Consider the following 11,140-nt stretch of genomic DNA (forward strand, 5'->3'; position numbering starts at 1 on the left):
GTATAGCGCGGGGAGTCCGGGGCGACGACCTCAGACGCGGCGGATCGTGAAGTCACGGCCGGGGGGGATGAAGCGATGGTCGCGATGGGCGGTGGCGTGGTCTGCTGCGCGGTGACATCGTTCGGCCCGGGGGTCGAGCCGCCGGAGGTCAGCCCGACGGTCAGGGCGATGGCCGCGCCCATCACGAGCATGGCCGCTCCGGCCACGACCGCGATCGTCCGCTGCCGACGCCGCTGGGGGTCGCCCGGTCCGCGACCGTGTCCGTCGTGGCGGGCAGGCTCGGCGCGGCGCCGAGCCTCGCCGAGGGGCAACAGTCCGGCGGCGTGATTGTCGTCGTCGAACAGATCCAGGTCGGAGGTCGCCGACACGGGGGTGACCGCGCCGATGCGGGTCACGTCGTCGTCCACCGAAGGCCCCGCCACGCTGTTGAGCCCGATGCTGGTCGGCGCGTCGTGGTCGGGGTCGGGCCGCGTCCGGCCGGGCGGTGCTGCGCGGTTCTGCGGCGTGGTCCGATCCGGCGGGATCACGCGGTTCGATGGGCCGGTGCGGTCGGGTTCCCTGCGACCGGTGCGCGACCCGGCAGCGCCCGCGGCCGCCACGGCGGCCCCGCCAAGGGGGTTGAGCAGGGGATCCACGGTGACGTCGCGGTCAGCGGGGACGGGCGGCGTGGCGGCGGACGCCGGGCGGTTCGTCAGGCGGTTCCCCGGGCCCGGGACAGCCCCCTGGTCTCCCCCGGCCGCCGAAGCTGCCTCGCCCGCCTGGACTCCCGCGGTCCCGGCGACACCGCCGCTCGACCCCGACCGGGAATCCGCGGCCGGTCCGGCGCCTGCTGCCGGCTCGGCCGGGTCGTCGAGGTTCTCCAGGCCGACGTCGACGGAACTCGCGTCCGTCTCCTCGTCAGTCCGAGGACGGGCGTGCATGACCGAAGCCGGTACCGGATTCGCATTGCGCGCGATCGGGATCAGCCGCCGGCGGATCTCCGTGACGTCGGGCCGCTCCTCGGCCGGCCGGTTCATCAGGTCACTGAGCAGGTTGCGCAACGGACCGGCTAGCCGGAAGGCCCGCCGGCGGCCCTCGACCACGGCGGTCAGTACGGCGTAGGTCTCCGGGCCCTCGAACGGCGGCTGACCCTCGACGGCCGAGTACAGCGTCGCGCCGAGCCCCCACAGGTCGCTCGCGGGAGTACCGGAGGAGCCCCGGACCCGCTCGGGAGCGATGTAGGCCGGGGAGCCGACCAGGGCCCCAGTGCCGGTCAGGGTCACGTCGCCCTCGGTCGCGGCGATGCCGAAGTCGGTGAGCCGCACCCGGCCGTCCCGCCCGAGCAGGACGTTCCCGGGCTTGACGTCGCGGTGGAGCACGCCCGCCGAATGAGCCGCGGCGAGCGCGTCGGTCAGCGCCAGCCCGATCGCGGCGACCTGGTCGAAAGGCAGCGGGCCCTGGTTGCGGATCACATCGCCGAGGCTGTCCGCGTCGACGAGTTCCATGATGATCCAGTGCCGCTGATGTTCCTCGACCACGTCGTACACCGAGACGATGGCGGGACTGTGCAGCCTGGCCAGGGCGCGGGCCTCGCGAAGAACCCGGGCCCGAATCGCGTCGCGCTCGTTCTGCGCGCCGGCCATCGGCACGAGGATCTCTTTGATGGCGACCGGACGCTGGAGTAGTTCGTCCTCACCGCGCCAGACGACACCGGCTCCACCACGCCCGATGGGCGCGTCGAGCCGGTAGCGTTGCGCTACGTAGCGAGGTGTGCCGTGCCGGGAGGTGTCCGGGGGCACGCTTGCCGATTTAGCCATCGTGTCAAGTCTGACAGATGGACTGATGCGCGCGCCGGACGGCCCGCATCTTTCCGAACACTACGGGCACCGCAAATCCATCGATGGCCGACATCACGGACCGGGCCGGAAGGTGGCGAACAGCTGGCGCATCAACGGTTGATCCTGCAGCCACAGATCCTCCCTGGTATGCCAGTACAGGGCATATCCGTGGCCGTTGCGAATTGCACCCCGGTTGAGCACATGCACCATGACCCCGTCCGACCCGCGGTACCCGAACTCCCAGTCGGCCTGGTTGGTGCCATCCCCACCATCGCTGGGAGCCAGCCGTATCTGCCGATAATCCCGCACGCTCTGCCGGAAGCCGGCCTCGTTGCGTTGCCAGTCGCCGATGGCAGAGGTGTTTGCTTGCCTGACGCTACCGACACGTAGGAAGGACCGGGTAGCCGGGTCCACGAAGTCGACGTTTCCGGGTCCGCCGGGCCCCTCACGGCGCTGCCAGGCCGAGGGGTACGCCACGGACCAGCCGGCGGTGGGATCGACGTAGGACACCCAGCCAGGCGGGCCCGCGACCGGGGTGGTTTCCCGGGCGACGGGGTCCCCGGCCGCCGCCGGATCCGCCAGGGCCGACCCGCCGGCTCCGGTCGGCGCCGAGATGCCGCCGGTCTGGTTGGCCGAGGTGTCGCGGCTCCTGTCGTCCGGGCCCCCTGTCACCACGATCACGATGCCAATGATCGCGGCGGCGACCAGCGCCACGAGCGTCGCCACGGCGATGGTCACGCGGCGTCGATCACCGGCGCCGGGGTCGCGTGGCGGATCTTCCGCCGGCCCGATTCCCGCCGGCCCGTCGGGCGCCGGCCGCAGCCGGGCGGTCGACGGCGGGGAGGCCGGTGCGGCAGTGGCGAAGAGATTAGCCAGTTCGACGTCGCCGCCGGTGAGACCGTTGCCGTGCCCTCGGCCGATGAGCCGGGCCCGGGCCGGGATTCCGCCCAGGGCACGCATCCGGTCGATCGAGTGCATGCGCTCCAACGGCCCGGTGGGACGGGACCGAGGTGTCCGCGACGGCGTGGCCTCCTGGCGCGTCTCGGTGTCCTGGCGCGTCTCGGTGTCCTGGCGCGTCTCGGTGTCCTGGCGCGTCTCGGTGTCCTGGCGCGTCTCGGTGTCGTCCTGACGCGTCTCGGCGCCCGGCGTGGTCAGGGCGGCCACCGGTGCCGGGACGGCACTGATCCCGGAGACGGCACTGGTCTCCGACCGGGCCTCGGTCTCCGGGAACCCGGTGACGTCGCCGGAGGGGACGGCTTCGGTGGCCTCCTCGGGAGGTGAGGGGTGGGCGGGTGACGTGGCGAGGACGGTCTCGGCGACCTGTGCCGGTGCGGCGCCGACGGGTGTTTCCGGTGTTTCCGGTGCTCTGGGCGGCACGGGCATCGTGGCTGCGGGGGTCGCGGCCGCGGATGCTGCGGTGGCGGACTCGGCCGGTGTGGTCGGTACGGCCCGTGCGGCCGGGGAGGTGGTACGTGTCGATGAGCGGGGGCGAGTGGGCCGAGAAGGACGCGAGGGCCGGCGGACCGCATCTCGTTCGACCATCTCGCGCAGTCGCCTGCGTACGACGGTGAGCGGTGGTCGGCTCGCCTCGTGCGGGGCCATCAGGTCGTCGATCACCGGTACAAGCGGTCCGGCCAGCCGGAAGGGCTGGCGTCGTCCCTGAACCAGGGCAGCGAGCACCGAAATCGGGTCACCGCCGGTGAAGGGCGGGTAACCTTCGACGGTGGTGAACAGCGTGGCGCCCAGTCCCCACCGGTCACCCGCGGCGCTGCCGGCATCGCCACGGGCGCGTTCCGGCGGCAGGTAGGCGGGGGAGCCCATCACCATCCCGGTGCTGGTCAGCCGGGGATCCCCCTGGCTGACCGCGATGCCGAAGTCGGTCAGCCGGGCCCGGCCGTCCGCGGTCACCAGCACGTTGCTCGGCTTGACGTCGCGGTGCACCACGCCGAGCCGGTGCGCGGCCTCCAGGGCGTAGGCGAGGCTGATGCCGATCCGGCACGTCTCCTCGACCGGCAGCGGTCCGCGATCGTTGATGATCGTGCCGAGGGACCGGCCGTCAACGTATTCCATGATGATCCAGGGCAGCTCGCCATCGTCGATGACGTCGAGGACGGCCACGGCACCGGGATGATGCAGCCGACCGGCGGCGCGCGCCTCGCGCAGGACCCGCTCGCGGGTCAGGCCGCGTTCGTCCGCGTTCGTCCGCGTTCGTCCGCGTTCTCCCCGAGCGGCAGCCGTACTTCCTTGACTGCAACCACGCGCTGGAGCAGCTCGTCGGTGGCCCGGTGCACGACGCCGAATCCGCCGCGTCCGATGACCCCGTCGAGCCGGTACCGTCCCCCGACGAGGGTCACCGCCCTGGCCGAACCCGGATTGTCCGGGGACTCGCCTGCCATCCCGTCGTCCCTTCCGATCGCCGGTGGGGCCCGCGTCCATGGGATCACATCGTGGCCGGATCGTGGGGGGTCGGGCATGCTGGCGACAGCGACCGAACGGACCACGGACATGGGGTGGAGTGTGAACGACAAAGACTGGGAGCGGTTGCGAAACGCTGCTGTCCGTGTCGCACAGAGTGCCTACGCGCCCTACTCGGGTCTGCGGGTTGGTGCTGCCGCACTGGTCGTGGATCTGCCGGACGCCGCCGGACGTACCACCGGTGACGACCCGTGGATCGTCGTCGGCTGCAATGTCGAGAACGCGTCCTACGGCCTCGGGCTGTGCGCCGAATGCGGTCTCGTCTCGGCGCTGCACGTCAGAGGCGGTGGTCGGCTGCTGGCGTTCGCCTGCGTCGACTCCGACGGTGCGCCGTTGGCGCCCTGCGGACGGTGCCGTCAGCTGCTCTACGAGCACGGCGGGCCGGATCTGCTCGTCGCCATGGGCGACGGCGTGCGCACCATCGCGGACCTGCTCCCCGCAGCGTTCGGACCGCACGATCTGCCGGGTGTCGCGTGAGCGGAAGCTTCGACGTCGTCGATCTGATCCGGGCCAAGCGGGACGGTCGACCCGTCGATCCCCGGGCCGTCGACTGGCTCGTCGACGCCTACACCCGGGGCCTGGTTGCCGACGAGCAGATGTCGGCGTACCTGATGGCGGTGGTGTGGCGCGGGATGACTCCCGCCGAGCTGGACCGCTGGACCGCCGCAATGATCGACAGTGGGGAGCGCCTGGATCTGACCGGTGTGGGACGTCCCACCGTCGACAAACACTCCACCGGAGGGGTCGGCGATAAGGTCTCGCTCGTGCTGGTGCCGCTGGTCGCAGCCTGTGGGGCCGCGGTCCCACAGCTCGCCGGGCGGGGGCTCGGTCACACCGGTGGAACGCTGGACAAGATGGAGGCGATCCCCGGCTGGCGGGCGGATCTGTCGGCCACCCGGATGCGTGAGCTCCTCGCCGAGGTGGGTGCGGTGATCGCCGCCGCGGGTGCCGGCCTCGCCCCGGCCGATCGCCGGCTCTACGCGCTGCGGGACGTCACCGGAACCGTCGAGTCGGTCCCGCTCATCGCATCGTCGATCATGAGCAAGAAGATCGCCGAGGGCACGTCGGCGCTGGTCCTGGACGTCAAGGTCGGCTCCGGGGCCTTCATGACGTCGGTGGATGAGGCCCGTGAGCTCGCCCGGACGATGGTCCGGATCGGCGTTGCCGCCGGGGTCCGCACCGAGGCCCTGCTGACCGGGATGGACCATCCCCTCGGCCGGACCGCCGGGCATGCGTTGGAGGTGGCCGAGGCCGTGGAGACCCTCCGTGGTGGTGGGCCGGCGGATCTGGTGGAGGTCACCGTCGCGCTGGCCAGGGTGATGATCGACCTCGTCGCCGCCGAACTCGGCCACCGGTCCGGTGCTCTTCATGATCCCGCGCAGGTGCTGGCTGCCGGGGACGCTTTTGCGGTGTGGCGGGCGATGGTCGCGGCCCAGGGCGGCGATCCGGACGCGCCGCTTCCGGCGGCGAGTCATGTCGAGACCGTCCCCGCGCCGGCGACCGGCTATCTCCACCGCCTGGACGCCCGAGCGGTCGGCCTGGCGGCCTGGCGGCTTGGCGCGGGCCGGGTCCGCAAGGAGGACGCGGTCTCCGCGACGGCGGGCGTGCGGTGGCGGGTGGGAATCGGTGACCCGGTCACGGCCGGCGAGCCGTTGCTGGAACTGCACACCGATGACCCGGCCAGCGTCGAGCGGGCCCGGGAGGCCCTGGCGGGAGCGGTGGAGGTCGCCGCGGCGCCACCCCCGAGCACACCGCTTGTCCTCGATCACATCAGCTGAACCGGTCCCGGCGGTCCGGGTCGTCATCGTGCCGTCGCTGTTCTGTCGTACCCGTGGCCTACCGTCGAGACGATGACGGAGGACATGATGACGAACGACGCACGGTCCCCGGCGATCACGGTCGAGGATATCCGCCAGGTACCGAAGGTACTGCTTCATGATCATCTTGATGGCGGGCTCCGGCCGGCCACGGTGGTAGAGCTCGCCGACGAGACCGGTTACCGCGATCTGCCGACCACGGACGTCCACGCCCTGAGCACCTGGTTCCGTGGCGGCGCGCACAGCGGTTCGCTCGTCCGCTACCTGGAGACGTTCCGGCACACGGTGGGGGTGATGCAGACCCAGGATGCGATCATGCGGGTGGCGCGGGAGTGCGCGGAGGATCTTGCGGCCGACGGCGTCGTCTACGCCGAGGTGCGGTTCGCACCCGAGCTGCACCTCGAGCGCGGGCTGTCCCTGGACGCGGTGGTCGAGGCCGTGCTTGACGGGTTCCGAGCCGGTTCGGCCGGCACACCGCTGCACCTTCGCGCTCTGCTCACCGCGATGCGCCATCAGGCCCGTTCGCTGGAGATCGCGCAGCTCGCGGTCCGGTGGCGCGATGCCGGCGTGGTCGGGTTCGACATCGCGGGCGCCGAGGCGGGTAATCCGCCCACCCGTCACCTGGATGCCTTCCAATACATCCAGCGGGCGAACGGCCACTTCACGATCCATGCGGGCGAGGCGTTCGGCCTGCCGTCGATCTGGGAGGCCGTGCAGTGGTGCAACGCCGATCGGCTGGGGCACGCAGTGCGCATCGTCGATGACATCACGGTCGATCCGGACGGTAGGGCGATCCTCGGTGATCTCGCGAACTACGTGCGCGACGTCCGGGTGCCGCTGGAGATGTGTCCCTCGTCGAACGTGCACACCGGAGCCGCGCCGAGCATCGAGCGGCACCCCATCGGGCTGCTTCGCCGGCTGCAGTTCCGGGTCACGGTCAACACGGACAACAGGCTGATGAGCGGCGTGTCGCTGTCGAGTGAGTTCGCGACCCTCGTGGACGTCAACGGCTACGGCTGGTCCGACATCCGCTGGCTTACCCTCAACGCGATGAAGTCCGCCTTCCTGCCCTTCGACCGGCGGCTCGATTTCATCAACAACGTCATCAAGCCGGGCTATGCGGAGCTCGTCTCCGCGGAGTCAGCCTGATGAGCGGCGGTCCGCCGGGCGCTGAACCCGATCTGCTCGGTAGCGGGATCTCCGGGTCCGGGACGTCCGGGCCGGTGAGGCCCGCCTCGGATGTCCCGGTGAGGCCCGCCTCGGATGTCGTGGTGGGAGCCGATGGTTGCCCGCGATGCCCGTGGGGTCTGTCCACGCCGGAGTACGTCGCCTACCACGACTACGAGTGGGGGCGTCCGGTCAGGGACACGGTCGGTCTGTTCGAGCGGCTGACCCTGGAGGCGTTCCAGTCCGGTCTGTCGTGGTTGACGATCCTGCGCAAGCGGCCGGCGTTCCGGGCGGCGTTCGCCGGATTCGACCCGGCAGCCGTGGCCGCGTTCGGTTCCGCGGATGTCGACCGGTTGCTCGCCGACGCCGGCATCGTCCGAAACCGTCGCAAGATCGAGGCGACGATCGCCAACGCCCGCGCCGTCCTTACGCTCGACCATCCTCTGGAGGAACTGATCTGGTCGTTCCAGCCGGAGCCGACGGGGCGGGCGGCGCCGGCCACCCTTGCCGACGTGCCGGCGAAGACCCCCGAGTCGGTGGCGCTCGCCAAGGGGCTGCGCGCGGCGGGGTTCGTCTTCGTCGGTCCGACCACCGCCTATGCTCTGATGCAGGCCTGCGGGCTCGTTGATGATCATCTGTCTGGCTGCTGGGTGGCCGGGGGCGTGGGCCAGCCGTCAGATCTCGGCTGTGGCCGTCGGCGGCGGTTCAGTCCGTGGCCGTGAACCGGTCGGATGGGCTGGGTGGAGCTCCGGCAGATCATCCGGGGAAGCCGGTCACCTGGGAAAGCCGGCGAGCACATCCGCGGAGGCGGACAGCCCGAGCCGGGTCGCGCCGGCCTCGATCATCTCGATCGCCTTCTCGGTGGTGCGGATGCCGCCCGAGGCTTTGATGCCGAGCCGGCCACCCACGGCCGCCGCCATCGCCCGCACTGCGCGCACGCTGGCCCCGCCGGCCGGGTGGAAACCGGTGGAGGTCTTGACGAACTCGGCGCCGCCGGCCTCCGCTGCCCGGCAGGCGGCGACGATGCTCTCGTCCGGCAGCAGGGCTGTCTCCAGGATGACCTTGAGTACGACGTCCGGCGGCACCGACAGCCGGACCTCGGTGATTTCGGTTTCGATCGCTCGCCAGTTCTCGTCCATCGCGTTGGCGATGTCGATGACCATGTCGATCTCCGTGGCGCCGTCCGCGACCGCCCGCCGCGCCTCCTCGGCCTTGATGACGGTCAGGTGCGTGCCGTGCGGAAAGCCGATGACAGAGGCGACGCCGAAGGCCGGCCTGACCTCACCGCGGTCCCGTCGGGTACTCGCGGCGGCCAGGTAGACATGGGTCGGCGCCACACAGACGGCACCGACACCCAGCTTGGCAGCTTCCCCGCACAGCGCGAGCATCTCCTCGCCGGTGGCGGACGGCTGTAGCAGCGTGTGGTCGACCATCCGGGCCACCTCGGCGCGCCGCAGCGTGGGGCGAGCGCCGGCGGCCGGTCGGGAGGGGGACTTCTCGGGTTCCTCGCCGGGACGGTCCGATCCTGCCGGAGCCGTTGTCATACGTTACATCATTGCCGATCGCCCGGCTTCGCGTACGAGGAGTCCTTCCGTGCAGCTGCACATCGTCGACCATCCCCTCGCGGCCTCGTCGCTGACCGTCCTGCGGGACGAGCGCACGCCCCGCTCCCGGTTCCGGCCCGTCCTGTACGACCTGGCGATGATGCTCGTGTACGAGGCGACCCGTACGCTGCCGACGATGCCGGTCGCCGTCACGACTCCGCTGGCCACGGCCTCCGGGGCGCGGCTGGCCGCGGAGCCGGTCGTCGTCCCGGTGCTGCGGGCCGGGCTCGGCATGCTGCCGGCGGCGCTCAACCTGCTTCCCGACGCCCACACCGCGTTCATCGGGCTCTCCCGCGACGAGACGACCTTCGAACCCACGGTCTACCTGGAGGCGGTGCCCAGCGATCTGGCCGGCCGCCCGGTGCTGCTGCTCGACCCGATGCTCGCCACCGGCGGTTCGGCCCTGCACTGTCTGCGGCTGCTCGCCGACCGCGGGGCGCGGGGCGTCACCGTGGTCTCCGTGGTGGCAGCACCGGAGGGCCTTGCGGCGCTGGAATCCGGTGGCCCTGCGGTCGGCACGGCGGACCTGACCATTGTGACCGCCGTGGTCGACGAGAGATTGAACGAGACGGCCTATATTGTGCCCGGGCTCGGCGACGCGGGTGATCGGATCTTCGGCGAGATGTGATCTCCGTCGCGTCCGTCGAGCAGATTGCCCGCGGCCGTATGCAGGTGGAGCAGGCGTGCCGCGGCCTGGTCCCGAGCTGCGGGCACCGCGTCGACGGCATGCCCCGGCACCGGCTCCACGGTCTCGAGGTACACTTTCAGTTTGGGTTCGGTCCCGCTCGGGCGGAAGATCACCCGGTCCTCGTCGAGGAACAGCATGAGCACGTCAGCGGGTGGCAGAACCGGATGCGCCGCGTCGGCGCGGTCCACGGGGCGTGCGGGTCGAGGGGGGATGCCTCCCGCCGGTGCGTCCCCGTCCCGTCCGCCGGCCAGCAGGTCACGGACTGCGGTGACGGGACGCCCGGCGAGGCTGGTCGGCGGCTGGGCCCGCAGGCGGTGCATCGTCTCGTCGATCTGGGTGACGTCGTCGAAGCGCGCCGAGCGTTGCCCCGTGAGATGGACACCGAGTCGTGCGGACAACTCGTCGAGCAGGTCTGGCAAGGTCCGGCCTCGTCGCTTCGCCCGCGCGGCGACCAGGGCGATGGCGAGGGCGGCGGTGATGCCGTCCTTGTCGCGGACCAGCTCCGGGGCGACGGCGTAGCCGAGTGCCTCCTCGTAGCCGAAGACCAGCCGCGCGTCCGTACGCATGATCCACTTGAATCCGGTCAGCGTCTCGGCGTAAGGAACGCCGACCTCGGCGGCCAGCGCACGCAGACCGGAGGAGCTGACGATGGTGGTCGCCACCGGACCGGGGCGGGAGTGCAGGACATGATCGGCGAGAAGCAGACCGACCTCGTCGCCGCTGAGTAGCCGCCCTCCGACGGCGACGGCGCACCGGTCGGCGTCGGGATCGTTGGCGAGTACCAGATCGGCGTCGATGCGCTCGCCGAGCGCCAGAACCCGGTCCATCGCCCCCGCCTCCTCGGGGTTCGGCCACTGGACTGTCGGAAACTCCGGATCGGGTTCGGCCTGCTCGTGGACGACCTTGGGTGCGGCGAGACCCGCGGCGGTGAACACGGCGCCGAGAACGCCTGCGCCGACACCGTGCAACGGGGTGTACGCAACGGTCAGGGCCGCCGCGTCTGTGGTCACGTCTGTGCGTAGGTTGGTGGCTGTGGCTGTGGCTGTGGCTGTGGCTGCCCGGCCGGCCGTGGCCGCCGCGTGTATGTAGTCGTCGACGACATCCGCATCGAGTCTCCGCCAGGTCTCGGCGAGTGGGATCGCCCGGGCGGGGCCGGCAGCCGCGATCATTCCTTCGATCTCACGGTCCGCCGGAGCCACGAGCTGCGCTCCCCTCGCGGCGTCAGAGGAAGCATCACCCAGGTAGACCTTGTAGCCGTTGTCGGTGGCCGGATTGTGGCTGGCCGTGACCATCACACCGGCGTCCGCGCCCAGCCTGCGCACGGCGAAGGCCAGCACCGGAGTGGGTAGCGGCCTGGGGAGTACCAGCGCCCGCAATCCGGCACCGGCGAACACCCGGGCGCTGTCGAGGGCGAACGCCTCGCTGCGATGCCGGGCGTCGTAGCCGACGACGACGGTCGCCGTCGAGGAATTCGGGGCCGCGGCCGAGCCCGGTGCGGCGTTTATGGAGCTCCCGGCCGTGGCCGGATCCGGCTTCGGTGCCGCCGGTGCTGGTGGTGCTGGTGGTGCCGGT

Annotated in this window: 10 protein-coding genes; 5 read left to right on the plus strand and 5 right to left on the minus strand. The window is 71.4% G+C overall.

What is annotated here, in order from left to right:
- From AC08ON_RS04875 to AC08ON_RS04885, 3 genes are all read right to left on the minus strand, one after another.
- The coding region (locus AC08ON_RS04875; protein WP_476616529.1) for a serine/threonine-protein kinase at positions 1–1,796 on the minus strand (1,796 nt) is incomplete at its 3' end.
- Positions 1,797–1,889: 93 nt separating this feature from the next.
- Positions 1,890–3,935, minus strand: coding sequence for a protein kinase domain-containing protein (locus AC08ON_RS04880; protein ID WP_476606627.1), 2,046 nt, complete (start codon positions 3,933–3,935; stop codon positions 1,890–1,892).
- 59 nt (positions 3,936–3,994) lie between these two features.
- Positions 3,995–4,213 carry a hypothetical protein gene (locus tag AC08ON_RS04885; protein ID WP_476606626.1) on the minus strand — a complete coding sequence of 73 codons (219 nt, stop codon included), beginning with the start codon at positions 4,211–4,213 and terminating at the stop codon, positions 3,995–3,997.
- A 121-nt stretch (positions 4,214–4,334) separates the two neighbouring features.
- Here AC08ON_RS04885 and AC08ON_RS04890 point away from each other — a divergent pair, with 121 nt between their 5' ends.
- From AC08ON_RS04890 to AC08ON_RS04905, 4 genes are all read left to right on the plus strand, one after another.
- The gene (locus AC08ON_RS04890; protein ID WP_476606625.1) at positions 4,335–4,769 is read left to right on the plus strand and encodes a cytidine deaminase; all 435 of its coding nucleotides are present in this window, start codon (positions 4,335–4,337) and stop codon (positions 4,767–4,769) included.
- Positions 4,766–6,070 (plus strand): thymidine phosphorylase, encoded by a 1,305-nt coding sequence (locus tag AC08ON_RS04895; protein ID WP_476606624.1) that lies wholly within the window; start codon positions 4,766–4,768, stop codon positions 6,068–6,070. The genes AC08ON_RS04890 and AC08ON_RS04895 overlap by 4 nt, the downstream gene beginning before the upstream one ends.
- Before the next feature lie 87 nt (positions 6,071–6,157).
- Positions 6,158–7,258: an adenosine deaminase gene (locus AC08ON_RS04900; protein ID WP_476606629.1), complete on the plus strand. Its 1,101-nt coding sequence runs from the start codon at positions 6,158–6,160 to the stop codon at positions 7,256–7,258.
- The gene (locus AC08ON_RS04905; RefSeq protein WP_476606623.1) at positions 7,258–7,998 is read left to right on the plus strand and encodes a DNA-3-methyladenine glycosylase I; all 741 of its coding nucleotides are present in this window, start codon (positions 7,258–7,260) and stop codon (positions 7,996–7,998) included. The genes AC08ON_RS04900 and AC08ON_RS04905 overlap by 1 nt, the downstream gene beginning before the upstream one ends.
- 51 nt (positions 7,999–8,049) lie before the next feature.
- Here AC08ON_RS04905 and deoC read toward each other — a convergent pair whose 3' ends face one another.
- On the minus strand, positions 8,050–8,820 hold the full coding sequence (gene deoC, locus AC08ON_RS04910; RefSeq protein WP_476606622.1) for a deoxyribose-phosphate aldolase: 771 nt from the start codon (positions 8,818–8,820) through the stop codon (positions 8,050–8,052).
- A gap of 49 nt (positions 8,821–8,869) precedes the next feature.
- Here deoC and upp point away from each other — a divergent pair, with 49 nt between their 5' ends.
- Complete coding sequence (gene upp / locus AC08ON_RS04915; RefSeq protein WP_476606621.1) at positions 8,870–9,508, plus strand: uracil phosphoribosyltransferase; 639 nt, start codon at positions 8,870–8,872, stop codon at positions 9,506–9,508.
- On the opposite strand, the gene AC08ON_RS04920 is transcribed toward upp, so the two are convergent.
- A partial coding sequence (locus AC08ON_RS04920) for a phospho-sugar mutase (RefSeq protein WP_476616530.1) occupies positions 9,454–11,140 on the minus strand: 1,687 nt, incomplete at its 5' end. The genes upp and AC08ON_RS04920 overlap by 55 nt on opposite strands.

This window comes from Frankia sp. CoWAU3, from assembly GCF_977971855.1.